The sequence below is a fragment of the Agarilytica rhodophyticola genome (genome assembly GCF_002157225.2).
Taxonomy (GTDB): domain Bacteria; phylum Pseudomonadota; class Gammaproteobacteria; order Pseudomonadales; family Cellvibrionaceae; genus Agarilytica; species Agarilytica rhodophyticola.
In genome coordinates this window covers 1,451,430-1,478,420 of the sequence record NZ_CP020038.1, presented here as the reverse complement: position 1 = coordinate 1,478,420, position 26,991 = coordinate 1,451,430, and the positions used below count along the sequence as shown (strand labels likewise).

The following is a 26,991-nucleotide window of genomic DNA, read 5'->3' as shown; positions in this document are numbered from 1 at the left end:
ATACTACTCGATAACTTTATAGCAAGGTATATATTCATTGGTGGGAATTTTCATACGTTTTTGCGCAACAAACGCGCGTAGTAACTCCCCCAATGGTGCCGCTATTTCTTTATCACCGTGAATTTCGTATGGTCCTTTCTCAGCCACAGCACGAATACCGTGCTCTTTTACATTGCCATCCACAATTCCAGAAAAAGCTTTACGTAAATTAGCAGCAAGTTTATATGTTTCTTGATTTTTATGTAAATCAAGCGCTGCCATCTTTTCGTGGGTCGGATTGAAAGGCTTTTGCAAGTCTTCGTTTATTTTTAATACCCAGTTGTAGTAGTAGGCATCTTTGGTTTTCAGACGGTAATCACGAACTGTTTCCATATGCGCTGTCATTTTCTGTGCAACCAGCACCGGGTCATTAATAATAATTTCGTATTTCGATTGCGCCTCTTCACCAAGAGTTACACCAATAAACTGATTAATCTGCTCGAAATAACCGCGCGACTCTTCTGGCCCGGTAAAGATTAATGGGTAGGGTATATCTTTATTATCTGGGTGCAATAAAATACCCAAGATATAGAGAATTTCTTCCGCTGTACCAACACCACCTGGAAATACAATAATACCATGACCTGCACGAACAAAAGCCTCTAGACGCTTTTCAATATCGGGCATAATGATTAACTGGTTAACAATCGGATTGGGAGATTCGGCCGCAATAATACTCGGTTCTGAAATCCCAACATAACGACCTTCTGAACGCATTTTAGCGTGGCCAAAAGTCGCACCTTTCATTGGGCCTTTCATCGCACCAGGACCACAGCCGGTACAGATATCCAAACCGCGCAAGCCCATTTGATAACCCACTTCTTTAGAGTAATCGTATTCTACCTCGTTAATAGAATGGCCACCCCAGCACACCACTAAGTTGACTTCGCTATTGTTTTTTAACAGGCCAGTGTTGCGCACAATGTGAAATACACCGTTGGTAATACCATCGGGCTGAGAGAAGTCAATATCGCGATTCTCTTGCAGTTCATTGTTGATATAAATGATATCACGCAATACTGAAAACAAGTGCTCTTTAATACCGGTGATCATTTTACCATCAACAAAAGCATGCTCTGGCGCATTGTTAATTTTGAGCTTAATACCGCGCTCTTGCTCAATGACTTCTACAGAGAAGTCTGAGAATTGCTCAAGAATTTGTTTGGTGTCGTCGGTTTCAGCGCCGGTATTTAATACCGCCAAGGCGCAGCGGCGAAAATTTTCATGGATGGTTGAGCCCTGAGCTTGGGCGAGTCTTGCCACTTCTATTTGCGACAATACATTTAATGTTTTTTCTGGTCTTATTTTTGTCGAAATCTTTCCGTTCACTAGTGTTCCTATTACTAAATTCGTATTAAAAAGTATTTACTCGTCACCGCAGGTGTAATAAAGAATGGAACTAGTGTCATATCGAGCAGTTTTTTCAAACCGCCAAATGTGTTTTTGTATGTTTACCATTCTTAACGCCAGTTTCTCAATGTCGATAAACGCATCGATAATTACGATGTTCACTATAACTGGCGACGACCTGATCACGAGCGATCAGTATGCATCCTCTACTTGAAGCTTGCTTTCAGGCCTTTTCACACCTCTACAAAGCGTTTATGGCACTCGAGCAGATAAGCTCACAAAACCATATATCACAACGCGATGTTTCGGTGCATCGAATGGTGTCTAAACCTAAAATATCAGGCGTTCAAGCGATGCTCTATTAGCTCGTCCACTACTGAGGGATCGGCTAATGTCGATGTATCCCCCAAGTTTTCCAGCTCATTGGCGGCAATTTTGCGTAGTATACGACGCATAATTTTACCTGAGCGTGTTTTTGGCAGCCCAGGCGCCCACTGAATAAACTCAGGCTTAGCGATTGCGCCAATTTCTTTACTACATAGGGCAATTAGCTCTGCACGAAGTTCCTCACTTGGCTGGCAGTCGCTCATCAGGGTTACATAAGCGTAGATGCCCTGGCCTTTAATATCATGAGGATATCCCACTACCGCGGCTTCTGCCACCTTATCATGTAACACTAAAGCACTTTCCACTTCGGCGGTTCCCATACGGTGGCCAGAAACATTAAGTACGTCGTCTATACGTCCGGTGATCCAATAATAACCATCGCTATCTCTACGTGCCCCATCACCGGTAAAGTAGTAGCCGGGATAGGTACTAAAATAGGTTTGGATCATGCGCTCGTGATCCCCGTATACAGTGCGTATTTGACTTGGCCAAGTACTTTTTATAGCCAGGCTGCCTTCTCCTTCACCACTAATTTCATTGCCTTTGTCATCAAGCAGCACCGGTTCTACACCAAAGAAAGGTAAGGTTGCAGAACCAGGTTTCAGCGCCATAGCCCCAGGCAAAGGGGTAATCAACTGCGCCCCTGTTTCTGTTTGCCACCAGGTATCCACAATGGGACAGCGGGCTTCACCAACGACGTGATGATACCACTCCCAAGCTTCGGGATTAATCGGCTCACCAACCGTGCCTAATATTCTAAGACTTTTTCGTGACGTTGCAGTGACCAATTCATCTCCCAAGCCCATCAATGCACGCAGTGCCGTCGGCGCCGTGTAAAAGATATTGACCTGATGTTTATCACAAATCTGCCAACAACGACCACCATCGGGATATGTGGGAACACCTTCAAACATAAGGGTAGTGGCACCATTCGCAAGAGGGCCATAGACAATATAAGTGTGGCCGGTTACCCAACCCACATCGGCGGTACACCAATAAATATCACCATCGTGATAGTCGAAAGTATATTTGTGCGACATGGCCGCTTGTAGTAAGTAGCCACCAGTCGTATGCAGAACACCTTTAGGCTTACCAGTAGAGCCGGAGGTATAGAGGATGAACATGGGGTCTTCCGCATCCATGGGCTCAGGAGCGCACTGACTTTCTACTTTGGCACCCAGCTCGTGGTACCACACATCTCGCTCAGAAGACCACTCAACCGCACCTGATGTATGCTGAATGACAAGAACGGTATGCACATTCGGGCAGCTGGCCACTGCTTTATCGGCATTGGCTTTTAGGGGGATGCGTTTACCGCCGCGAACCCCTTCATCAGCAGTAATCAGTAATTGGCAATCGCTATCGAGAATACGATCCTTGAGAGCTTCTGGTGAAAAGCCACCAAAAACTACCGAGTGAATGGCGCCAATTCGTGTACATGCCAACATCGCATAAGCGGCTTGCAAGATCATCGGCATGTAAATACAAACACGATCGCCCTTTTTTACCCCTCTTGCCTTTAGAGCATTAGCAAAACGGCACACCTCATCATGTAATTGCTGGTAACTAATTTTTTTATCAACATTAGGATCATCACTTTCCCAAATAATGGCCGTCTGCTCGGCGCGTTCAGGTAAGTGGCGATCGATACAGTTGTAGCTGACATTTAGTTGGCCGCCTAGAAACCACGCAGCATGCCCTTGGTGAAAATCAAACTCCCTCACAGTGTGCCATTTCTTATCCCAACTTAAAAAGGCCTCCGCCTGCTCAGACCAGAAAGCATCAGGCTCACTGATTGAACGCTGATACATATCGCGGTATGTCTCTTGATCAATATGGCATGATTGAGAAATAGATTCCAATACAGGATAAGTTTTAATGTCGGACATGTGCACACCTCGCTTATTATCATTATGACTGGTCATGATACGTCGCCAAACAGAATCTTGATGGCTTTGCTATGATGTCAATCCTAAAGTAAAGAACTATCTAACGTCTATAAGACGTTGGGTTTATATGTGTGTGGCACAAAAATCTAAAATGTAATACACAGAGCATAAAGTGCTACTGCTTATGTGACGCTACTCAATACTAATAACCGAGAAAATAAAACATCAGAACCTGATTTAACTCATCACGAACCTTGAACATATCAAAGTAGAGAGCAAAACACATCGCGAGTAAAGGAGAATAATAGAGAGTATGCTTGAGCTTAAATAGGAGAACATTGTTGCTTTATGTTTTTGACTAGGGTCTGAATAAATGGCAAGTTAATGGGCATACTTAGTTCTGCTGTATTATCTAAAAATTCTTTAGTAGATGCCATTCTAAGTAAGGGGTGATCAACATCAACTGGCACTACTAAGCCTCGCTGTTGACGTAGCTTAAACCATACTAAAATTTCATAAGGTAATAGGTATAGACTAGGCAAAAATAGCTCGCTAAAGTCAAATGCATTGTTCTCTAAATTATCAAGGTTCGTCGCCGACGATATCCTCGCTTGGGCAATATGATTATCTGCCAGAAGTAAGACATACTTTTCTAACTTACGCTGATCTTGCGTATCCCAGTTATTTAACACTTCTTGAAATAAATCAAAATCTTTTGGTTTGAATGCTTTATTTATATCTAACTTTTTTTCATTATGCTGGATATAAAGACCTGCAATAAACCACGCAATATGCGCATTAGGCTGCCCTCGTTTCATAATCGATGAGACACTGTTTAGTGAGTCGATCAAATGCTTACCTACAAGTTCCGCATTTTTCTTTTGATTAAGAATAATACACAAAGATAAGATGAGTAACGCCTTATTCATTGGCACAAAAGGCTTTGGGCTTGGAATATAAGAAGAAGACAACACCCCATAGTGTATCACAAATACACCATAAGCACTTGCCTTAGTCAGGTGTTCGGTAGCAATTACATTATCATTTAACTTCGTTTTAGCAAACATACCGTACTCGAAATGAAGTTCAAATAGCTCATAAACTGATTTAAAACCAAGAGCATCGATAGGTTGCTTAGGGTCTTCTAAAATAGGCCATGTAGACTCATTAAATATCTTACAATATTCATTTTCCTCAAATGGAATATGATATTTAAAGTTGATATCCTCTTCGACAGCATCATCGTATAAATTTTGCAAGAACTGTATGTGATTATCCATCATGGCTTCTCTTATTATAGTATGTAAAGCATTATCGTTTTGACTATTCTCTACACACTGACATTTTACTTATCTATCAGCCTCATTTAAGACAAATTTTTTCGCTTCATCCTCGGGAGGAAAGGCATATAAAGCAAAAGCGACAATCTGCTCCATACTTTTGTCAAAACGAATGGATATCGCATACGGTTTGCCATCTTCACGAACTAGCTTCCATGTTCGAGATGACTTTAGATATTTATGACCAAAGGCCGCAGAAGAACCTATTTTCTCTTTTACTACAGCATAAGAATCTGATCGCTTTATACCATACAATAAATCATGCGGGTATTCCTCATGAACAAAGGATTGAAATACAAGTGGGGAACCTTGGCTCGCTGTTTCGCCACTAATTTCTTTAAAAGTAAACTCTAATCCTAAATCGGATTTTTCCGTAGAGACATCCCCTTCAGTAATATAGCTATCATCTAAAATTGGTAGATTTAAGCCCAATGAGTCAAGAGCGGAAATAACGACATCACTATCCATTGGTAGATAAAGCAGATCAATTACATCTTCAATTTTCATATTTTCCTCTATAAACAGTGGCTGATGGCCGCATCGATAATTTCATCAAAATATTCTTGCCCTAGTTTTTCAAACTCATTCAGCTGGCTGATAATTGCGGCGCGGCAAGGGTCATTCATATGCATTTTTTTAATTGTTTGTTTCTTTACTTCTTTAACTTCAGCTTTAGCAATGTCAGGTAGACTTTTACCTCTTGCCATAGCTTGACCAGCAGTAGTATGTGGCGCTGTAACTTTTGTTTTCGCTTTATGTACATCATGTGGTATTGCCAGTGTATCCATATTTTTACTAATCTGATTTTTTATACATTTCTTCTCAGCTGCACTCATTTCAGCCATATCAACACTATTATTAACATGACCTTTAGATGGCAAATGATCCTTATCAAGCTTTTCACTATCTGTTTTCTTATCTTTACTATGGCCACCACTACCTTGGTCTTTATATTTTTTCTTATCGCCGCACTTAATTTCTTTCCCTTTTGACTTATTTTTTTCTTTAGTTTTTGTAGTTTTAACTTTTTTAGATTTTGCCAGACATTTTTGCAGGGCATCTTCTAGGGCATCGAACTGGTCGTAAAGGTCTTTTAATTCAAGGCCCAAATTTACCAAATCATAAGCACTCCACGCCGCCATTGCCCAGCCTACAAAAGGTACAGCGGCAGCACCAAGCTTAGCCGTTTGTTTAGCGACAACTTTAGCTAGTGGCTTTATCGCTTTTTTATATAATTTATTTTTCTTTCTCTCGATTGCTTTACATACTGGGTTGTAACCGGCAGGATCGACGAAGTTCACCGGGTTATTTTCAACGTAGCGATAGAAGTTGGTGTCGCCGGATATAAAACCCATAGGGTCGTTGCTAAGAAAACGTTGAATTTGCGGATCATAGTAACGAGCGCGATAATAGTAAAGATCGGCAGCATCGAACTCGCGTCCGGTGTACGCATAAGGATTATATGTTTCCTGTTTTTTTGTATGTTTTAAAACAGTACCGTAGCTATCATCATATTCGAATTGTTCTACTATTTCACCGTTGGCGTCCGTCAACATTGTGATACTGCCTTGGTGGTCGCGATGATAATAATAAGTACGTTGTGTTTTCGCTTTTAGTATAGCTTGTTGGTCTATTTCATTGAGAGAATCGAAATAGGTTTTTTCTACATCACTTAAAGACAGTACTTCATGATTATGTGTAGTGATAGATAGAGGCACATCAATTTCATCGCCGTGAACAATACTTGCTAGCAGTTTCTTGTCTTCATCCAATACAGCAATGATATTGTGCTGATCATATAAATAATGGTGAATAGATTGTTGTACTTGCTGATTATTCTCAAACAATGTAAGCGACTTACTTACTCGTCGATTTAGTGCATCGTATTGAAATTGTAAACATTTAATGCACTCATTATTTTCATCATAAGTGGAAACTTCTTGTAGCTGATCAAATAAATTATAAAAGTAATAAACGCTTTCTGAGTGATCTAAACGTTGCTTTTTAACTAGGTTGCCACGCTTATCATAACTATATTGATAGTAGTTATTTTTTAACAACTGATTGTTGGCGGCATTATAAGTGGCACGGTAGGTAAGTGCATTATCATACTTACTAAGTAGCAGATTACCCGCATCATCATATTCAAAGCTATGCTTGCCCGCGCTAGTTAGTCGTCCGGCGGCATCATAATGATAGCGTATTTTTTTATCTGTTTGGCTGCAGTTTTTTTCAGCCAATAAGCCTCTGGAGTCAATACTGTAGTTAAGTTCTGCCAAGTTCGATAATTCGCGAGTATTGGCAGTTGTTATCTGCGTGATATTGCTGCTTTCGTCATATTGAATTGTATCAGCAAGATCATTTGGAAAAGTGCGTTTGATTATATCGCCATTGGGATTATGTAATTGTGTAATACAATCAAGTTCCCTTTGCACTTGGTTCATACGCTGCTTAGAATCATAACGATAGTTATGAGATTCCCCCATAAAACCGACACCTGCATGCAAGTCGCCCTTTGAAGTATACCAGCGGCTTACCTCAATTCCGTGTTGTCGGCTGGCGACTAAACGACTTTCACTATCATAATTAAATGTAAGCTTTTGTCCGTTTAAATTCGCACTAACTAAGTCACCATCGGAATCATACTGACACAGTAACTTCTCTTCATAATAGCGAGGGTTTTCAGATGAGCTATCATTGGTTTTTTGACGGGCGGTAACTTGCACTACGTTACCTAGGTCATCGTAATGAAAAAACATCTCACTATTATCTTCACGTTGAATAGCAATCAGCTGGCCGCGATCATTATGACGATAGCGTCTACGACTTTCGTCACCATTTTGCTGGCCGATGACCCGGTCTTTTTTATCATATGCATAACACGTGGAGTTTCCACTTGCATCAATAATATGATCCAACTGCTGGCTATCGTTGTAAACAAATTTTGTGGTGTGATTTAGTTCATCTCTATGATGGGTGATGAGATCGAGAATATCGTATGAAAATGTTTCAAGATTACCCTGAGGGTCACTTTGGCTAACTTTACGCCCAAGCTCATCGTAGGTCATTTGAAAGATATTATCGCGAGCGTCGATAATATGAGTAATCTGATCCTTATCATTGTAAGCAAATTTAGTAACACTTCCTTTCGCGTCGGTGCTCACCGTGCGACGCCCTTTTTCGTCATATTGATATTTAAAAATAACATCGTTCGATATAGCAGTGCTTAACAAATTATAACGTTCATCATACACATTAATAATTTTACGACCATCATCACTGACGACAGCAGGCTGAGGATTATTACCTTCGTATTTGTATGTCACTTGGTGACCACAGCTGGCACAACATCCGTTTGTCACGGATACTAGACGATGACGCTCATCATACTCTTCAATTCGCGGATCACCGTCATTGATAATGATTTTTGCCGTGCGCGTAGTAGGATTATAATCTTCTCGCTGAGTACTGCCATCAACAGCGGTAATAGCTTTTATCACACCGTAATCATCTAAGCCATAGAGTATCGACTGTTGCTGTTGGTTAATTTTTTCAACCAGTTTTTGCTGGTGATAGATATAGCGAAAAGTCTCACTATCTTCGGTGTATCTGTTGACTCTACCATTATCTCCATAGCCAACACTAAGACCTATTTTTCTAGCAGAATCACGCACTTCAATTAAACGAGACCAAGGTAGAGGTGCTTCATCTCTTTTACCATTTGCAGGAACTGTATTTTGCAATGTTTGATAAACATAATGTTCGCTGCGACCTGCCGGTGGTGTGATCTGAATAAGATTATCATCTGCATCATAGTGGTATTGCCACGTTCGTTGCGAGTGATCATACATACGATTGACACAGTGGCGAGCGTTATATTCAAAATGTAAGCGTGCACCACTGCTATTGTAAATACTAAGTAAGGCGCCATTCGCTTTATAGTCAAACTTCAACCAGTTTTGATTAGCGTCTCGGATTTCTAATAAGCGATTATTTCTATAGATTTCCGTGGTGGAATCAAAATAGTTTAATATCCAGTATTTACCGTCATGGTTAACATCAACCCCCACACTACCAACGTCGATATATTGCTGATCCTGCAAGATAAAATCAAATTCTCGACCTTCAGCGGTATACAAACGACAACGTTTTTCGTCTAAGGCAACAAATTGTTTTTCATAATGAAAACGACGATCACGACCAAAAAAGCCGCGGTATTGACTACCGGATAAATACCTTAGCGAGGGTGTAATTTCCATCTTACCAGCCAAAGTAATCGCCATGTAATCATACACATAGTAAAGCTGCCCTGTGTATAGCATGACCGGGGAACCTGTGGCAGCACCAAGGCCGCCAGAGCTACCCCCTGCCGTTGGCTTAGTGGCACCAGGCATGGACTGTGCGCCAGCACCCTGCCCCGCAGATTGATGCAACTTTTGTGCTGCCGGGCCATCGAGATCGGAAGGTAGGGTTTCACCTTGAATAGCGCCATCATCTTCAATGGTAACGAGGGAAGCATTTTCACTACAGGTAATTTTGCCGATGGTATTACCACCTTGCATCATTTGCAGATCACCTTCCCTGACTACATGTTGCTTATTGGCTTTAACTGTAGGGCTGGCCATCGCTTTTATCGGCTGTGATTTAGCTTCTACAGTGCCCGACTTTACTCCTCCCTTGCTGCCCTTACCATCGCCTTTTACCGAAGTTGTGTCACTGCCGTGAATATAAGTGGGTTTACCATTAACCAAGACATCATCAGCGGTAGCTACAGCCTTACTCAATTTTTCACTAACCGGATAAGGCACAGGAACGATGGCATTACCGATGGGCGTCAAATTAACACTTGGAGCAGAACTTACAACTTTATATTTGCTGTCTTTTCTTGCCCAGAATTTATTCGGCATATTTCACTCCCTACCCTGTTTTTTTTCTTGCTCAGGAATCAACATGGCCTCGGCTTTAATTGCTGAGTCCATAAGTTGAGTATACGAACGCCAGGATGCGTAAACACATAATTGCTCACCATCCAGGCCATCAATATCAACAATCAAGGTGTCTAAGTTCATCACTTGATGTTGTGTGTAGGTATTACTGAAAACTCTTGCTAAAAAACGAAAGTTGGGTATTTCAAAGTAACTTTCAGGTGAATTTTTAATAAGGTTAGACAGTGACACTTTGGCCCCCGCCTGCAGATAGCCACGCATTATTAAAGCTGGATGAGCGCCTTGGTTATGATGAAAGTCAAAATCGTGGGGAGGCAATGGATGCTGTTTTTCAAGCCAGTTATCATCATAAGTTCCAGCATAATCCAGACGGCTTTTCCAACTGCGATGAATAAAACCAAAACCCGCTGGGATATGTTTATAAGGCTCATGTTGATAGTCTATGCGAACATCAGGTATATGCTGTTGGTGTTTATGGGGGTATCTACCGCAACCCACTGGGTTGTACAAATCAAGTTCATAGACTTCATTAGCTTTGCCTTTGTTGTGTATTTTCTTAACGCCACCGGTACAGTATTCATAGCGAATAGGCAAAGATACTTGCGTGCTAACATCATTAAAATAACGGCTCGCTTTAATCATTAACGACTGACGATTAAGTAAGGTTTTTCCATCAGCGGCATAAACACTAACGGCACTCCCCCAGTTATTCGTCATCATATTTTGGGGAGCATAACTGCTAGCATTAACAATGATGTCCGTATGGGCTTTGTGGTTGACATAGTCAGATTCGTAACGCACTGAACTATCGACTTCGTCCGAGAAAAACTGGTCTTCGGAAAATAACTCCCCTTGCTCTTTATCTAACTGCAAGCGCCATTTAGTGCCTTCGTTTGATTTAACGTTACCATCGTTATTTTCCTCAGCCATAATCAATTTAAACTTCACACGAACCATACAGGTCGCGGACCATTTATTGCGATTATTAACTGTTTCCCAAGCATTGCCAGGAAAAGGCGTGTAATTATTAAACTCCACTAGTGGGGGCTCCCGTGGATTTATTCACTTTAGTTAATTTCTACGACTTTGCCTTTTACCGTAGTTTGCTGACCACTTTCAATAAGAATCTCTTTGCCTTTAAGCACAATGGTACCGTCGCTATTTAACACAAGTGAACTATCTCCCACAGCTAACTCGAAGCGTTTACCAGCCAGGATATGTTTCATAATACCCACCTGCTCGGTTGAACTTAGACCCACAGTTTCGTTTTTTGCCGCACCCACAGAGATCTGATAAGCCGCACCAATACTCAAGGCTTTGGCAACCGTTATGGTCTCGGCTTTATTGCCGCCGACGGTTTCAACTTGGTTGCCACCTATAGAGACTTTTTCATTAGCGCCGACACTTTCAACACGATTACTGCCAATGCTAATGGATTCGTTAGCTCCCACTTGTTCTGTACGATTACTGCCGATAGATATTGTTTCGTTGGCACCGACACTCTCTGTGCGATTACTTCCTATGGAAATTTTCTCATCGACACCCACACTTTCTGTGCGATTATTGCCTATAGAAATTGTTTCATCATTGCCAACATTTTCCGTGCGATTATTACCGACATTTGTCGTCTCGTCGTTTTTAACTAAATTATTCTGATCTTTTTCTGCTTGGATATAAACTTCTTCAGCACCCAATTTATCGTCAAAGCGCAACTCATTGTAGTTAGAGGCGCTACCACCTTTAGTAGAGCGAGATTTAATTCCGCTTTGGGTTTTTGAAGTATAAGGAGGGCGATTCTTACCATTGTAAACAGTACCGCTAATGTAAGGGCGATCAGGGTCTCCATCAAAAAAATCAACAATCACTTCGTGACCGATGCGAGGAATAAACGACGCTCCCCACTTGTTACCCGCCCAGGTTTGCGCAACACGCATAAAGCATGTGCTATTTTCATTTTTCTTACCTTCGCGATCCCAAATAAATTGCACTTTAATGCTGCCAAACTCATCCACGTAAATTTCTTCACCTGCCGGGCCTACCACAACGGCAGTTTGAGGACCCCGCATAACAGGGCGCTTATGTACAATGGTGGGTCGGATATGAATGTCAACAGGTAAACAGGTGAACGAATTACTGTAACCTAAATCATTATCCTCATCGTGATTGATATAAGTATTGTCATATGCCTCGTGAGTAACACTATGAAGAATATACTCGCCTTTTTCTTTTTTTGTTGTGTGCTTGTCTAAACAGAAACGTCCGCCTGCATAAAGGCTGCTATAGCTGCTACCGGCCTCAACCAGATTACGGCTACTCTCTTCTGCTACCATTCTCTTTTTTGCCAACTCCCGCCCAAGTGCCTTACCGTAAAGTCCTGGATATTCATAATGCTCATAAGCACCATTTTTTTCAAAACTACTGACCGTAGGCGTATCTGCTTTCAAATCTTTATCGGGGGTTTTGAAATCGTAATCGTTGAGAGTCCAGCGACCCTTTCGAAAGCGATGTTGATGCTCCCAACGGTGAATTTGGGGACCTGGATGGCTGCCATGAGAATATTCCAGTTGAAATTCAGCACATGGATCATATGCATGGTTTTCATCCACTAAAATTAGCTGATGCTTATCTTTTTCATGTTGGAAAAAATAGCTAATTCCATCCTCTTCTAACAAGCGAGAAACAAAGTGAAAGTCGCTCTCATTGTGCTGAATACAGTATTCTCTTTTTTTACCGCCATCAGTTCTAAATTCAAAATCGGTAAAGCCAAGATCATTGAAAATTGTACTGACGATTTCTTTGGTATTTTGATGCTGAAATACTCGATGATCATTAGTTTGGGACAAAAACCATAACCAAGGAACCATCGTAAACTTATATTCACGTAGGTCATCAGCTTTGATTTCACCAAACACAAAACCAACAACAAAACCATGGAAAATACGCTCCTGCACATTTTGAATGGTGACAGTTACATCTTTGCCAATAATTTGCTCTGGTTCGATATCTAAATTAGAAGAAAGGGCAGTAATTTCAAAATCAAAAGGTTTAGAGATGTATTCCGTCCCTTTAAAGCCTGTAATCAAGAAAGTATCTTGCCCGAGAGAAAAGTCCGAAATATTGATTAGACGGTGTTCCTGAGTATATTGCGACATATCAGTTTTTCCATATCTCAATGGTCAGTTTTCTTAAATGCCTCTCACTATTATTATCTCTGCTTGCAGACATCAGCTCTACCTACAAGGAGCAGTAGCATTTAATACTAAACTATATTGCACGCAAATATATCATAATAAAGGCACAAAAAATCATGCCTTCATTCGCAAAATAGGGCGCCTACCTTAAGCTCTACCCTGCAGAGTATTTCGGGGTTAGTATGTAACGGTTGAGATAAGCGCCTTTGTTAACTCGGAAGATCACTTTTATTACCACAAAAAGGCTACATTTTCTGGCTATTTATTACCATAATATCTTGTGTTAGGCCTGCCACCACTCGGGAAGCTGTATTACCACGGCGCGAGCTTGTCATACCATTTTGACCGAGAGTTCCCATTACCACCAGATCAGCATGTATTTCTTTAGCTATCTTGGCAACACTCTCGTCGGTATAACCTTGGGTCACATGAATTTTCTCTGCAGGCAAACCGGTCTGGCGCGCTAATTGACCGCGGTCAGGGTAGTTCATTGAATCAAGATAGGCATTCACCACGTGCAGATCGGCGCCATAGGTTTCCGCTGCTACTTTGGCCCAGGAAATAATGCCGGTATTTAACTGCTTCTGTATGTCCTTAACTGCTTGGAAGTTCACGGCAGCTAAAATAATAGAGCGTTTTTTGGGTGCCTCTGGCTGAATCAATACTACGGGACATTCTGCTGTTTTAAGCAGATCCCACTTGGATTCACTAAAAGTAAAACGAGAGGTATTGCTGCGCGCATGCACAGGTAAGTAGATACGATCTGCGGTAAAATGTTTCGCCGACTGTACTATCGACTCCTGCCATTGGTGAGACCAGGAAACTTCGATACTGTATTCAAAGCCAATTTCTTCAATAGGCTTGCGAATCACCTCTTCAAACCACGCCTGATCGCGAAAAAGATTATCATTCACTGCCCGAGTATCCACCGACTCACCATCAATCGCGACAAAGACTTTTAATTGGGTCTTGCTTGGTCGTAACTTAGACACTTCTAGCACGCGCTCTAAAGCTACAGGGGCAGCATCAGAAGGATCGACGACGACAAATAACTTTTCTATATCAGACATTTCTATTCCTCGGGACTTGGTATGTGCACGCACATCATAGAACAAAGGAGCGGCCTATAGCTACGGTTTGATACGATTCAGGGCATTATTTTGAGCCGTATCAAAATACTATAGTCACTGCGCTATCGCGCTTCTTTTATCACTAAATACCTTGGCGCTCGGAATCCCTATAGACGTTTTGCTTTTTCTTCTGAAACGGCTGCGCGGTGGACAATGACCTCCGTTTTCTCAAGGGCGATTACCGTATCCTGATAACGTAAACTAGCCCTTAACTCCCAGCGTTTTTTGGCGGCGATATGAATTTCTAATTGTAAGGGGCGTTGTCGCTGATCTTCTGGAGCCAAGGTTTGGAAGGCGTGAATTATTTCTACTTCATCAAAATTTAAACGAAATTGCATCACTTTATTCCAGGGACTTTTCCAGGCAAACAGCATACTTCGAGGGATGGCTCGGGTTTTCGCTAAATCGTCCTCATTTAAGGGGTAATAGAGATAATCCTTTTCCCCATTAAAGTAACCAATATAATCAATCACTTTAGGAGGACGCTCCACATTGGTAATAACGGGTTGCCAATGATATTGGGTGCGGTAATTTTTCCAAATGTCAAAAGGAATAGTGTCTTGTTGGATTTGGTTCAAGACTTTTTGAGGGACTTTTCGATTCACAATGTTACTAACATATTCTTCACGAGGGGTATCGCTTTCAGTAACACGCGTCCAAGGGATATCCACTTCTTTTGCCTGACCAAAAAATACCTCAGTAATTTTATGCACCCCAGATATCCATACCGCCACACTGCCACCTGGCGCTAAACCAGCGGTAATACGCCGATAGGTAGCATGTTTTTCCAACCAATGATCGTCATAGCCGTCTTGGAATAACTTTAGAATTTTATCGTAAGGGAGATCAAAAGTACCCTCATAAAAGGTATTTTCCGTATAGGAGAAATACAAAATATAAAGGCGATTGGGTAAGGGTTTGAATTCAGGTCCTACTGCATGGGTAGAAACAAATCGTCCCCAGCCCTTGCTAATGGAAGCTTTATTAGGGATATATAGGGAGCCTTCGCTATCGTGATAAAAAAACGGCCATCGATAACCTGCATAGGATAATTTTGCGGAGCGCTTTCACTGGCATCCCAATCAAATTTGCTCTGAGCACCGCAACCAGTTAATAATAAAAACAAGGAGGAGGTCAGTTTTTTCCATAACATATTAATGCTAATTCCTTTTACTAAAGTAATATTGCAACTATAAACGCTTGGCTTTTTCTTCTGAGATAGCAGCAAGATGTATTTTTACTTCTGTTTTCTCAAGCTCAATAACAGTATCCTGATAACGTAATCTGGCTCTTAGCTCCCAACGTTTTTTGGCGGCAATATGAATCTCTAATTTTAGAGGGCGTTGTCGCTGCTCTTCAGGGGCAAGAGTTTGAAAGGCCTGAGTAATTTCTGCCTCATCAAAATTTAAATCAAACTGCATGGGTTTATTCCAAGGACTTTTCCACACAAAAAGAATACGCTTAGGCACAGCTCTGGTAGCGGATATAATAGATTCATCTAATGGATAATAGAGATAGTCCTCTTCGCCATTTAAATAAGCAATATGATTAATCAGCTTAGGAGGGCGTTCAACATTGGTAATGATCGGTTGCCAGTTATACTTGATGCGATAGTTTTTCCACAGATCAAAAGGAATGTTACCCTGTTGGATTAAAGCCATCACCTCTTCGGAGACACGATCTTCAACAAGGGTGGATGAAACATATTCTTCACGAGGTATAGTACTTTGTGTAACACGTGCCCAAGGGACCTCCACCTCTTCTGCTTGGCCAAAAAAGACTTCAATACTTTTATGCACGCCAGTAATCCATACAGCAACACTACCAGCTGTAATACGCCAGAATGTAATATCTTTTTCAAGACGAGGGCTAAAATAACCAGCCTGAAAAAGCTTTAATATTTTATCGTAAGGCAAGTCAAAAGTGCCTTCGTAAAAGGTATTTTCTGCGTAAGAAAAATAAAGAATATAAAGCCGATTAGGCAAAGGCTTTAATTCTGGCCCTACAGCATGAGTAGAGACAAAATCTCCCCAGCCAGGACTAATAGAAGATTTATCAGGGATATATAGGGAGCCTTCGCTATCGTGATAAAAAAAACGGCCATCGATAACCTGCATAGGATAATTTTGCGGAGCGCTTTCACTGGCATCCCAATCAAATTTGCTCTGAGCACCACAGCCACTTAATAGTAAAAACAAGGAGGAGGTGAGTTTTTTCTATAACATATTAATGGTAATTCCTTTTACTAAAATAACGTTATTGCTATAGACGTTTTGTCTTTTCTTCTGAAACAGAAGCAAGGTGCACTTTAACTTCGGTTTTCTCAAGTTCAATAACAGTATCCTGATAACGCAAACTGGCCTTTAGCTCCCAACGTTTTTTAGCCGCAATATGAATCTCCAACTGTAAGGGGCGTTGTCGCTGCTCTTCTGGAGCCAGGGTTTGAAAAGCCTGGGTAATTTCCGTCTCATCAAAATTTAGACGAAACTGCATGGGTTTATTCCACGGGCTTTTCCAAACAAAAAGAATGCTTTTTGGAACGGGTCGGGTCTTGGCTTGATCGTCTTCATTTAAGGGGTAGTAGAGATAATCCTTTTCCCCATTAAAGTAACCAATATAATCAATCACTTTGGGAGGTATTTCCACATTGGTAATGATCGGTTGCCAGTGGTATTGGGTACGGTAATTTTTCCAAAGTTCAAAAGGAATAGTGCCTTGTTGGATTTGATTCAAGACTTTTTCCGAAGCGGATCTATTAACTACGCGTTCAACATACTCTTCTCTAGAGCTTTGGCTTTTAACAACATCGTGCCACTCTATATCCACTTCATTTGCCTGACCAAAAAATACTTCAGTAATTTTATGTACCCCGGATATCCATACTGCCACACTGCCACCGGGGGCTAAACCAGCGGTAATACGCCGATAGGTAGCATGTTTTTCCAACCAGTGGTCGTCATAGCCGTCTTGAAATAACTTGAGAATTTTATCGTAAGGAAGATCAAAAGTACCTTCATAAAAAGTATTTTCCGTATAGGAAAAATACAAAATATAGAGGCGATTGGGCAGAGGTTTGAATTCAGGCCCTACCGCATGATCAGAAACAGATGTACCCCAGCCTTTGCTAATAGAAGATTTGTCAGGAATATATAAAGAGCCGTCACTATCGTGATAAAAAAAACGGCCATCAATAACCCGCATAGGATAATTTTTGGGAGCACTTTCACTAGCACTCCAATCAAATTTGGTCATGGAGCCTCCACAGCCACCAATTAATAATAGTAAGGATGAACATAGGTATTTCCAGTTAGCCATAGTGCTCCACTCGCTCGCGCCTACCGTTCACCAAGTTGGGCTTATGGGCGGCCACCCCCCAAGTGGTTTCTAGCTGGGCCGAGAAATGCAGATAGTCGTGGCGTAACTGGCGCAGCCAAGGGGCATTATGAAACCAGTCCTGTTTTTTTGAGCCACCATTAGCATAAGCATCCAAACGCTGATAGACCTGATTTAAAAAAGCACCAGTAATAGCATTTTCATCTTCTAAGTCGGGTAGAATATTAATCCCGTTTTCACGGGCAAAACGGGCCATAATACGCAGAGGAATGCGGCTATAGTGATTGCTAATACTTTGCCGGGTTACCGTTATTTTGCCCGGAATGGGGGGCGCCATATAGCCGTAGCCCATACTCATGGTGGAAATAAAGGGCTTAACTACTGTAATTTCCTGATCGTGATACCAGCCCTGAGCCATAAGATCAGCGCGATCGCGATTTAGCTCCGCCTCACTATGGGACTCCCTTATTACTAAGTCTTCACCATGGCCATCGCGATAGCCGCCACCAATATCCGAGTGTACACCGGGTAAAAACACCTGTTTGCCGCCAGTACTATTGACATTGGTAAGGGAAAAGTTCGCGCGGTACTCCTCAGCAGCAGCCAATTGCAGCACCTTTTTTGCTTTGTATTTAGCGATGCTGTCTAGGTGTAAGGTTTCTGTGTCGTTGCTATGGGACAGGCCATGGGAGGCCACCGTATCGTAGAGGCCAGCAAAATGTACTTCCACCAATTCGACATCTTCAAAGCCCGCAGAAACTAGGCGGCGTTTTAATGGCCTTGCAGGTACTTCCACCATGCCCCCATAGCCGGTGGCAATATAGGAGGACTGGGTGCTGAGGGCCTGGTGAATAAAATTACGTGCCGCCGCCGCCCCGCGGCTAAAGCCAAAGACATCCAGAGTCAGCTTTTCGATAATGCCTTTATCCTCAATCTCTTCCTGCATTTTGTTAAGCACCCTGGTGATACCAATGCGTACCTTGGCCTCCACTCCTGTTGATCCTTGCCCCAGGGCATAACCAATATTTTTATCACTGCCAAAGTTTTGCGTACCAATTCCTTCCACATAGGTGGAGAAGGCAAAATCGTAGCCGTCGGCCTGCTCCTCCACATAACGTTCCATTTTCGCCACATTACTGTAGTCGTTACCGTAACTGTCGGACTTTTTGTTGTTGCGGTAGGCCGCTGTGTTTTTTTCCCTTGCTCCGGTGTTGTCACGGTTATTAAGGGTACCGTCGAAAAATACGCTAAAGCGCACTTTTATTTTGGATTTGAGGTCATCTTCCGGTCGCTCCGGTTCTTCCGGTGGCTGCGGGGCGTGTACGGATTCACCAATATCAGTCATCAGCCTTGATCTCCTTTTTGCATAGAGTGTGATATAGAGTGCTTATGGTTTGGCGAATGGGCAATAGACGCTAATTTTACAGCAGAACGCCGACTGTAATCAGAGGAGGCATAGACAAGATGGGCCGCCTGCCCTGTTGAGCACAGCATATTATCCGCCGCCAGGGCAATAAGCACAGGGCCTGTGGCCGCCCCTAAATCTCCGTAATAATCTGCTGGATGTTCGATTCTCACTTGTTCGCTAAAGTACTGTTGATTGCGCGTCATTGCCACACCGTATTCTTTTGCCCAGAAGCGCTCGCCATTCATGGAACTGTAAATGGTAGCAATATCCCCCTTCGGCTCTGACCCTAAGGCCTGTTTAAAGGCTTTATCTAGGCCTTCACCTAAATAGGGTTGATCGCTGTGTAAATGGCCCGTTTCCTCTGCACTGCCGGGGTGGTGTATGCCCACGATCTTGCCTTTATGGACCATAGCTTTCGCAGGATCACGGGTGAGCAGTAAAAAACCAGCGCCTTCTCCCGCTGCAAAACCGTCCAGCGTCGCCGGCGCCAGTACCCGATCGGCGGCACTAAGCTTGGCAATAATGGGATAGTGCCAGTAACTGTCGCTGCCCCCCACCAGAACATAATCTTCTCCTGCTTCATAGAGATAGCGAAAAGCCAATTCCAAGGCTTCAATACCCGCTGCACGGCCATTATAGATATAGCGAATATGCTCGCGAGATAGGGGCAAGTCACTGCGCTCAACCAAATTATTGGTAATGCTGCTAGCGCTGACTTGGTCAATGCTCTCATCCACTTCGGGCATGGCCATAATAAGGGGAATAGGTTTATCGAGGCTATAATTGGCGACGGCTTCTCGTAGGGCAATCAATGCCATTTTGATCACATGATCGTAAAGACCGCTGTAATAATTGCCTTGATCAATCTTATCTTCAAGATGGGCGAAGACCTCTTTGGGCACACCGGCCATGGTAATAGGCTGGTTATCTTCTGTGTAATAGCCTGACACCTTGTAGCGCACGATTTCTGCTTTTACACCAGCGATGGTCATGGCAGCCTGGGTGCCAAGGGCAGAGACAATGCCGCGGCCAGCCAGGTAAATCAGCTCAAACATCTGCGCCTCCCTCTAAAGCTTTTCCTAGCCGAGCCTTGACATTAGGCAAGATACAACTGGGGTCGAGCAAGGCCAGCTCCATTGCCGCGCTGTGGCGATGGGCCTGGTAACCTTGTTGTAGCTGCTGTTGCAGCAGTTCCGGTGTGATAGCTTTGCCTAAAAAGTAACGCTTACCGCTAGCATATTGTTGGCCGTACTGCTGCCATAGCACTTTCAGTTTCTCAACATTGGGCCAGGGCAGATTTTCATCTGGATCTAAGCTGACATCCTCGTCTTGAGGGTCATCATTGGGGACGATGGCGGCAATATCCGGCACATCGATGGCCAGGTCATTTTCCTCTAGATAGATACCCGTAATATGGGTAAAGGCCGCACCAGCGATGCGGGCAAAAGGCAGATGTTCCATGGTTTGCAGCAACCAAGGCACCACTTGGGGATCGCCAAAAACGCTACAGGCATTAATGGTGGCACGCTTAAGTTTTTTATTTGCAGGCTCTTTATTACTAGGCCCTTTATTACTAGATAGGGCCGAGACCAGGCGTCGCCCCTGCTCAGCACTGACGCAACGCATGACAATATCAATCGCCTGCTGTTGGAAGGGGTTAGCTGTTACCACGGTCGGCTCTAGTACTTCAAGCATATGCCTATTGCCAAGTAGTAAGGCCGACCAGCGCGCCCAAAATGCGACAGCTTCGTCGCTGGCATCAACCCCGGCATTAATGGCAGGCATCAAGGCTTTTAGTTTTAACTCGCCAATAAGACGCATAGCCCTGGCGTGAAACTGGCTGTGGGCGAGGCAGTCCTCGCGCTGGAGCAGCTCAAACAAAATAGGCCCCGGATCTTGTCGTCTCGCACTGTAAACAGCAATCGCTAGGTATTTATGATCCAGGTCTTTGCTCTTAATAAATCTATCTAACCAGGGATCAACAAACTTTGCCGGCAGCCAAGCCAGGGCTGAAATTAAGCCTTTTAAGGCATTGTCATGGCTAAAAGCGGTCTCGACTACCTGTTGTATACGCTTAACTTCAAGACTGCGAAAAGCAAAGATAGCGGCAGTAAATACCTCCCCGGCCTGACGCCATTCCAAACCCGCTTTACAAATCTCCCAGGCATCCTCGGTGGAGGTGGTATGCAGGGCATTGAGATTATTCTGGATACGATCTTCCAGCTCGATTAGCTCAGCCGGTAAGTAGTGAGGTTGTACCAGTGCCGTTGCCCGCAGCAGCCATAAAAACGACGCGTTATCGACAGACTGTTCGAAAACTTCTCGAAAATAACCGTGAATGGATGTAGGTGTATTTCTCATGGATAAAGCTGTTTAACCCACAATATTCTTTTTATTGTGAAATAAAGGATCACCCAGTCGGCAGACATTTTTGCCTTCAAATTTAACATCGGGGGAGTACATCATAAATTCACATTCAGATTTTTGCGTACCGCTGACTACGCCTTTTTGCACACCGGGTTCATCACCGCTACTCTTGCTATAGACTGCAGTTTTTACCATCGGCATTTGTTTATCTGTTTTCACCGTTTTCGGCCCTTTGGTGGTGTCACTGGCCTGCCCTAAATTTGGGTAAGGTATGGGCACAATGGCCGAGCCTACTGGTGTTTTACAAACATCAGGAAAGACAATACTTTTACCGCCACTGCCCTTGTGAACAATGCCTCTGCCATTTGCAAATGTGGTTTGTGCCATGTAGGTGGCTCTCCTTGGTTTTTCCGTGGTTTAGCTCGCGGCCTTCAATTTAATTACCGATTTAAATAAACGGTGGCCTGTTTAATTTTTGTTAATTTTTTATCGCAGCGATAGGCCGCTTTCCAGCTCATGGAAAACAATTTTTGATTGGGTTCAATCGTTAGCGTTTCCATATTAAAAGCTATCTGCTTAGCTTCATTGTTAACATCAACACGACACGCCAGCGACACGGTGGGCAGCTGGCAGTGAATCTCCCCTTGCGGGTGCATATTGCTAATGCTCACCGATTCTCCCCCTTGGATAAAACCCGGATAGATGAGATCTTGGTGGGCGCAGTTAAGGAAGCGCTTATTAAAATCTTCTGGCAAAAAAGGCGCACGCTGTAAACGCCAAGTATCGTCATAGGTACCCGCATAGTTAGTACGCGGGTGCCAATTAGGGGCCACAAAAGCAAAACATGTCGGTGCTGGCGTGTCCTTGGGCGAACGAATCAGCTGTTGAGGGTCTTCAAGATTCGGTAAAGCAGTACCATCTAACACACTCTCATTGCGCTCACCAAGATATCCCAACCCCACAGGATTACGCACTTCTGCGCTAATGACACGCCCTTCTTCTACATGCTGACCACCATAAGCACGTTCGTAGACGAGCGGCATTGAGTGGAAAGCTTGCGGCGGGGTTATTTCACCTTGATGCCATTGACGATCACCAAATACCCGAACTGCCTTGCGCCGTTTACCAACTTCAAGGGTAACATCAAGACCTCTTACAGCTTTACCGTCTTTGGCGCAGGCCGCGCCCAGCATAATAATATCAGTAGCGGCTTTGCCTGTATGGAAGTCGGAAGCGAGGGTAATACTTGATTGACCAGGCTCTGCTAGGTATTCATCGAATTGCTGCGGCGGCAACTGCTCATCACACAATACCCAATTAGTTTTGAACTGAAAACGAGCCTTAACATTGACATATAAGGTATCAATTCCAGATTCATCGGGAAAAGTCGCCATACTTGCACTAAAAGGTGTGCGATTATCCAGCTGTAACATAGGTTTTTTTAAAAAATTACCTCGTGCTTCATCACATTGCTATCTCAGCAGCCTAATTTACTTGGACTGAACCACCAAGAATACGATTGACTCCCGTCGAGCGATTGAGTAAGTAATTGCCCCTAATCATAATCTTGCCGGATTTTGTTAAGGTTATGCTGGATTCACCACAACGTAACACAATGTTTTCTTGTGCTTCGATGGTGACCTGCTTGCCATCGACCAGCACTTGTTCTTGCAACTGCTCTTGCATAGGGGGATTCACCTCCTCATGACGCTGTTGTTCCAATTCAACTGGTGTACTCATTTCAGGCTGCGCAACTTTTATATTATCAAGCAAGTTCATTAATGTGCTGCGCACAATTCCCATAACAATGGGTTGACGAATATCCTGGTTCACAAACATTAACGCCACTTGCATACCAACATGTTGTTGCTGCAAATTAATTGTGGAGACTGCTGGTATTGACGCCGGCTTATCTGTGACCTGATCGAATTGATATTGCACCAAGGGCCGATGATGTTCATCAAAACCGATAAAAGATCCTATCAATACATCTCCAGGTAAAATTTTGCCAGAAGATTCCAAAGCAACGTCTTCTTCATCGTTTGCCATAGCAAAAGGATCAATGTCATCTTTGTGCTGTATATCATCGCTCATAGTAATTTAGCGCTCATAATACTGTCCGTACGGAAATTAATTAGAGGATACTTTACTACCTTTAATAATGATGTCACTAGAACCTTTAACATTAATGGTTTTACCGCTAATGGTAATGTCACCATTGTTCTTCATCATAATTTTTGCAGCACCGGTTTGGATAATAATCTGATCGTCAGCATCCATAGTGATAGTTTTCGAACGAAATTTATAATGTTCTGTAACAGCTTCGGTGTAATTGCCTTCGACCGTTTCTTTCAGATCTTTGCGCACGGTGATGGTCATATTTTTGCCGATAGTTTCGGTATGATTTTCACCTACATCTATCGATACATTCTTGCCGATATTTTCGGTATGGTTGTTACCTACATCGATAGACTTATTTTTACCAATAGTCTCAGACTGGTCGTTATCGACAGTTTTATGACGATCATGATTGATAAAAGAGTTTTCATCATGTTTTACTGTTTTGGTGCGATCGTTATCAACGGTTAAAGTCTCGTTATTTTCAATCTGAGTATCCATATTTTTTTCAGCATGGACATAAATTTGCTCAGAACCTTTTTTGTCGTCGAAACGAATTTCATTGTAGTTATCTGCCGTACCACCTTTGGTAGAGCGAGTTTTAATACCACTTTGAGTTTTTGAGGTATAAGGCGGCCTGTTTTTGCCATTGTAAACCGAGCCACTAATATAAGGTCTGTCTGGATCACCATCAAAAAAATCAACAATAACTTCATGGCCTATGCGAGGAATAAACGACGCACCCCATTTATTGCCTGCCCAGGTTTGAGATACCCGCATAAAACAGGTGCTGTTCTCGTTTTTTTTACCTTCGCGATCCCAGATAAATTGTACTTTGATTCGACCAAATTCATCGACATATATCTCTTCACCCGCAGGGCCAACCACCTCAGCCGTTTGCGAGCCTCGCATCACTGGACGCTTATGTAGCACGGTAGGACGAATATGAACATCGGCAGGAATACAGGTGAAACTATTGTCGTAACCCAGCTGACCTTCTTCTCCAGAGGTATAAGTGTTATCGTAAGCTTCATGGGTAACGCTTGTAAGAATATAATCACCCTTTTCTTTCTTAGTCGTATGCTTAGTCAGGCTAAATCGACCACCGGCATATAAGGAACTGTAATTGCTACCTCCTATCACGATATTACGTGTACTTTCTTCTGCTTCCATGCGTTTTTTTACCAGTTCACGCCCAAGGGCTTTGCCATACAAAGCTGGGTATTCATAGTGTTCGTAGCGGCTATTATTCTCAAAGGTACTAACAGTGGAAATATCTGTTTTTAAATCTTTATCCGGAGTTTTAAAATCATAGTCATTTAAAGCCCAACGCCCTTTGCGAAAATTATGCTGATGCTGCCAGCTATGAATCTGCGCATTGGGGTTGCTACCGTGAGAATATTCCAAAGCAGACTCAGCACATGGATCATAGGAATGTTTTTGATCTACCAATACCAGCTGATGTTTGCTATTTTCATGCTTAAAGTAATAACTGATACCATCTTCTTCTAACAGGCGAGAAATAAAGTGAAAGTCACTCTCGTTGTGCTGAATACAATATTCTCTTTTCTCGCCACCTTCTGCACGGAATTCAAAATCGGTAAAACCAAGATCATTAAATATTGTTGAAACTATTTCTTTAGTATTCTGATGTTGAAAAATACGATGGTCGTTGGTTTGGGTTAAAAACCACAACCACGGCACCATAGTCAACTTATATTCGCGCAAATCATCTGCTTTTATTTCACCAAAAACAAAGCTTACAATAAAACCATGAAACGGCCTTTGTTGAGCATTTTGAATGGTCACTGTGACATCTTTACCCACAACATCTTCTGGTTGAATCTCCAGGTTTGTGGATAAAACCGTAATCTCAAATTCAAAGGGCCTGGATAAATATTCTGTTCCCTTGAACCCGCTAATCAATAAGCTATCTTTGCCTAAAGAAAAGTCAGTGATATTGATTAAACGATGTTCCTTAGTATAGTGTGCCATATCAGTTTTCCAAACCCTCAAAATCTACTCACTTAAAGCATTTTTCGCCAAGCCCAATAAAGGAAATAAACGACAAATTTGATGGCGAATTACACGCTAACGGTTACAAAGCGGCAGCATAAAATTTCGCCATCGCGGCCTATATTATGACATATTTATGAAGCGGGAGGGTTAACGAAAAAGCGCAAAAGAACAGTTTTTATTTAATATTTTATATTTATCAGCAACAGGATTTAATAAGTACTGTGGTAGAAATAAATGTTACCAAGCTCTAGCTCGAATACCCCGTTAAAAGCCAAAAAATTTTCCCAACAAAAACCTGTAAAGTAAACCGACACAACCTCCCAGGTATTATAATAATTTTATCGATAAGACTTAACATCACTTTACTGTGAAGCTCAATATAATATTTATAAAAATAAATTATCAATTAATCTTCACTCCCCGAACACCCATCATTTTGAAAAAAATAACTGTATTGATTCGCATAAACAAGTAAGTATTTTAATGCTTAAGAAAATAATTTATACGCCGTAAGAATAGATGCAAGAACAAGTGCCCATTGTATTAACGTAAAAATAAGGGCACTGTGTATGTGGATAATTAAGTGTTTATAATTCAAGAGAAATATTGTCGATAAGCCTAGCACCCTGGGTATACATGGCACCGAGAACAGTAATATATTTATCGTCGTTAGCTGCTGGTGCAAGGGTTTTACTGTTGCACACATTAAAATAATCTGGACGAAAGCCCGCTGCACTTATTTGTGCTTTTGCTTCGTTTTCCAATAGCTGAAAATCTTTTTCTCCTTGATTTATTTGCTCACACACCCATTTTAAACTCAGGTGCAGCTGATTAGCTTTAGGACGCTCTTTAGCAGTGATAAAAGTATTGCGTGAGCTCATTGCCAAGCCATCGTCTTCACGCACAATATCACCTGCAATAACTTCAACAGGAATACATAAATCTTCAGTCATGCGTCGGATAATCGCCAGTTGCTGAAAGTCCTTAAGGCCAAAAACCGCAATATTAGGTTGGACAATGTGAAATAACTTAGAAACAACTGTAGTGACCCCTTCAAAATGGCCAGGGCGGCTCGCGCCGCAAAGAACATCAGCCATCGAAGGTACAATAACACGGGTTTGTGCATCCATCCCGTTGGGGTATATTTCCTGCTCTTCAGGGCAGAACAATATATGGCAGCCAACACTTTTTAGCTTTTGAATATCATTTTCCAGAGTGCGCGGGTATTTGTCCCAATCTTCATTTAAGCCAAATTGCAGGCGGTTGACAAAAATACTGCACACCACAATATCTGCATAGTTTTGTGCTGTTTTCACCAGCGCCAGATGGGCATTATGAAGGTTGCCCATCGTGGGCACAAAGCCAACTTTTTTACCTTCATTTTTTGCTTGCTGAAGTGCTTCTCGCACGCTTTTTATTTGATGAAAAACTTGCATGATATGTCCTGAACAGTGGTTATACAGCAGAATAATAA

General features: G+C 42.5%; 20 protein-coding genes. All 20 read right to left on the bottom strand.

Annotation, left to right across the window (positions count from 1 at the left end; all coding sequences use genetic code 11):
* Window positions 1-3: 3 nt before the first annotated feature.
* The 20 genes from ppnN to panC all read right to left on the bottom strand — a co-directional run bounded on the left by ppnN (window position 4) and on the right by panC (window position 26,953).
* Window positions 4-1,368: a nucleotide 5'-monophosphate nucleosidase PpnN gene (gene ppnN, locus BVC89_RS06280; RefSeq protein WP_245929353.1), complete on the bottom strand. Its 1,365-nt coding sequence runs from the start codon at window positions 1,366-1,368 to the stop codon at window positions 4-6.
* Window positions 1,369-1,727: 359 nt separating this feature from the next.
* A complete protein-coding gene (gene acs, locus BVC89_RS06275) occupies window positions 1,728-3,665 on the bottom strand; it encodes an acetate--CoA ligase (protein WP_086934539.1) in 1,938 nt (645 codons plus the stop codon).
* Between the two features lie 323 nt (window positions 3,666-3,988).
* Complete coding sequence (locus BVC89_RS06270; protein ID WP_158657805.1) at window positions 3,989-4,948, bottom strand: hypothetical protein; 960 nt, start codon at window positions 4,946-4,948, stop codon at window positions 3,989-3,991.
* 66 nt (window positions 4,949-5,014) lie between these two features.
* On the bottom strand, window positions 5,015-5,512 hold the full coding sequence (locus tag BVC89_RS06265) for a hypothetical protein (RefSeq protein ID WP_086930362.1): 498 nt from the start codon (window positions 5,510-5,512) through the stop codon (window positions 5,015-5,017).
* An 8-nt stretch (window positions 5,513-5,520) separates the two neighbouring features.
* On the bottom strand, window positions 5,521-9,912 hold the full coding sequence (locus tag BVC89_RS06260) for an RHS repeat-associated core domain-containing protein (RefSeq protein ID WP_086930361.1): 4,392 nt from the start codon (window positions 9,910-9,912) through the stop codon (window positions 5,521-5,523).
* 3 nt (window positions 9,913-9,915) lie between these two features.
* Complete coding sequence (locus BVC89_RS06255) at window positions 9,916-10,989, bottom strand: DUF2169 domain-containing protein (RefSeq protein WP_086930360.1); 1,074 nt, start codon at window positions 10,987-10,989, stop codon at window positions 9,916-9,918.
* 29 nt (window positions 10,990-11,018) lie between these two features.
* Window positions 11,019-13,103 carry a type VI secretion system Vgr family protein gene (locus BVC89_RS06250; RefSeq protein ID WP_086930359.1) on the bottom strand — a complete coding sequence of 695 codons (2,085 nt, stop codon included), beginning with the start codon at window positions 13,101-13,103 and terminating at the stop codon, window positions 11,019-11,021.
* Window positions 13,104-13,387: 284 nt separating this feature from the next.
* The gene (locus BVC89_RS06245; protein WP_086930358.1) at window positions 13,388-14,212 is read right to left on the bottom strand and encodes a universal stress protein; all 825 of its coding nucleotides are present in this window, start codon (window positions 14,210-14,212) and stop codon (window positions 13,388-13,390) included.
* Between the two features lie 167 nt (window positions 14,213-14,379).
* The gene (locus tag BVC89_RS06240) at window positions 14,380-15,246 is read right to left on the bottom strand and encodes a DUF2931 family protein (protein ID WP_245929409.1); all 867 of its coding nucleotides are present in this window, start codon (window positions 15,244-15,246) and stop codon (window positions 14,380-14,382) included.
* Complete coding sequence (locus BVC89_RS06235) at window positions 15,204-15,425, bottom strand: hypothetical protein (protein ID WP_086930356.1); 222 nt, start codon at window positions 15,423-15,425, stop codon at window positions 15,204-15,206. The genes BVC89_RS06240 and BVC89_RS06235 overlap by 43 nt, the downstream gene beginning before the upstream one ends.
* 37 nt (window positions 15,426-15,462) lie before the next feature.
* A complete protein-coding gene (locus BVC89_RS06230) occupies window positions 15,463-16,470 on the bottom strand; it encodes a DUF2931 family protein (RefSeq protein ID WP_086930355.1) in 1,008 nt (335 codons plus the stop codon).
* Window positions 16,471-16,534: 64 nt separating this feature from the next.
* Entirely contained in the window at window positions 16,535-17,587 is a 1,053-nt protein-coding gene (locus BVC89_RS06225) for a DUF2931 family protein (protein WP_086930354.1), read from the bottom strand.
* A complete protein-coding gene (locus BVC89_RS06220) occupies window positions 17,580-18,950 on the bottom strand; it encodes a phospholipase effector Tle1 domain-containing protein (RefSeq protein WP_086930353.1) in 1,371 nt (456 codons plus the stop codon). The genes BVC89_RS06225 and BVC89_RS06220 overlap by 8 nt, the downstream gene beginning before the upstream one ends.
* Window positions 18,950-20,068, bottom strand: coding sequence for a beta-ketoacyl synthase N-terminal-like domain-containing protein (locus BVC89_RS06215; protein ID WP_086930352.1), 1,119 nt, complete (start codon window positions 20,066-20,068; stop codon window positions 18,950-18,952). The genes BVC89_RS06220 and BVC89_RS06215 overlap by 1 nt, the downstream gene beginning before the upstream one ends.
* A complete protein-coding gene (locus BVC89_RS06210; RefSeq protein WP_086930351.1) occupies window positions 20,061-21,374 on the bottom strand; it encodes a TIGR02270 family protein in 1,314 nt (437 codons plus the stop codon). The genes BVC89_RS06215 and BVC89_RS06210 overlap by 8 nt, the downstream gene beginning before the upstream one ends.
* Window positions 21,375-21,386: 12 nt before the next feature.
* The gene (locus BVC89_RS06205; protein WP_086930350.1) at window positions 21,387-21,767 is read right to left on the bottom strand and encodes a DUF4150 domain-containing protein; all 381 of its coding nucleotides are present in this window, start codon (window positions 21,765-21,767) and stop codon (window positions 21,387-21,389) included.
* 53 nt (window positions 21,768-21,820) lie between these two features.
* Entirely contained in the window at window positions 21,821-22,813 is a 993-nt protein-coding gene (locus BVC89_RS06200; RefSeq protein ID WP_086930349.1) for a DUF2169 family type VI secretion system accessory protein, read from the bottom strand.
* Between the two features lie 52 nt (window positions 22,814-22,865).
* The gene (locus BVC89_RS06195) at window positions 22,866-23,474 is read right to left on the bottom strand and encodes a DUF6484 domain-containing protein (protein WP_086930348.1); all 609 of its coding nucleotides are present in this window, start codon (window positions 23,472-23,474) and stop codon (window positions 22,866-22,868) included.
* Window positions 23,475-23,510: 36 nt separating this feature from the next.
* A complete protein-coding gene (locus BVC89_RS06190; protein WP_086930347.1) occupies window positions 23,511-25,493 on the bottom strand; it encodes a type VI secretion system Vgr family protein in 1,983 nt (660 codons plus the stop codon).
* Between the two features lie 611 nt (window positions 25,494-26,104).
* Window positions 26,105-26,953: a pantoate--beta-alanine ligase gene (panC, locus tag BVC89_RS06185; RefSeq protein WP_086930346.1), complete on the bottom strand. Its 849-nt coding sequence runs from the start codon at window positions 26,951-26,953 to the stop codon at window positions 26,105-26,107.
* Window positions 26,954-26,991 lie beyond the last annotated feature (38 nt).

Coding starts and splice junctions, on each gene's coding strand:
- BVC89_RS06220 (WP_086930353.1), bottom strand. CDS start 18,950: ATGACTGATATTGGTGAATCCGTACACGCCCCGCAGCCACCGGAAGAA.
- panC (WP_086930346.1), bottom strand. CDS start 26,953: ATGCAAGTTTTTCATCAAATAAAAAGCGTGCGAGAAGCACTTCAGCAA.
- BVC89_RS06195 (WP_086930348.1), bottom strand. CDS start 23,474: ATGAGCGATGATATACAGCACAAAGATGACATTGATCCTTTTGCTATG.
- BVC89_RS06205 (WP_086930350.1), bottom strand. CDS start 21,767: ATGGCACAAACCACATTTGCAAATGGCAGAGGCATTGTTCACAAGGGC.
- BVC89_RS06210 (WP_086930351.1), bottom strand. CDS start 21,374: ATGAGAAATACACCTACATCCATTCACGGTTATTTTCGAGAAGTTTTC.
- BVC89_RS06270 (WP_158657805.1), bottom strand. CDS start 4,948: ATGATGGATAATCACATACAGTTCTTGCAAAATTTATACGATGATGCT.
- BVC89_RS06225 (WP_086930354.1), bottom strand. CDS start 17,587: ATGGCTAACTGGAAATACCTATGTTCATCCTTACTATTATTAATTGGT.
- BVC89_RS06250 (WP_086930359.1), bottom strand. CDS start 13,103: ATGTCGCAATATACTCAGGAACACCGTCTAATCAATATTTCGGACTTT.
- BVC89_RS06235 (WP_086930356.1), bottom strand. CDS start 15,425: ATGTTATGGAAAAAACTGACCTCCTCCTTGTTTTTATTATTAACTGGT.
- BVC89_RS06245 (WP_086930358.1), bottom strand. CDS start 14,212: ATGTCTGATATAGAAAAGTTATTTGTCGTCGTCGATCCTTCTGATGCT.
- BVC89_RS06265 (WP_086930362.1), bottom strand. CDS start 5,512: ATGAAAATTGAAGATGTAATTGATCTGCTTTATCTACCAATGGATAGT.
- BVC89_RS06200 (WP_086930349.1), bottom strand. CDS start 22,813: ATGTTACAGCTGGATAATCGCACACCTTTTAGTGCAAGTATGGCGACT.
- acs (WP_086934539.1), bottom strand. CDS start 3,665: ATGTCCGACATTAAAACTTATCCTGTATTGGAATCTATTTCTCAATCA.
- BVC89_RS06260 (WP_086930361.1), bottom strand. CDS start 9,912: ATGCCGAATAAATTCTGGGCAAGAAAAGACAGCAAATATAAAGTTGTA.
- BVC89_RS06190 (WP_086930347.1), bottom strand. CDS start 25,493: ATGGCACACTATACTAAGGAACATCGTTTAATCAATATCACTGACTTT.
- BVC89_RS06215 (WP_086930352.1), bottom strand. CDS start 20,068: ATGTTTGAGCTGATTTACCTGGCTGGCCGCGGCATTGTCTCTGCCCTT.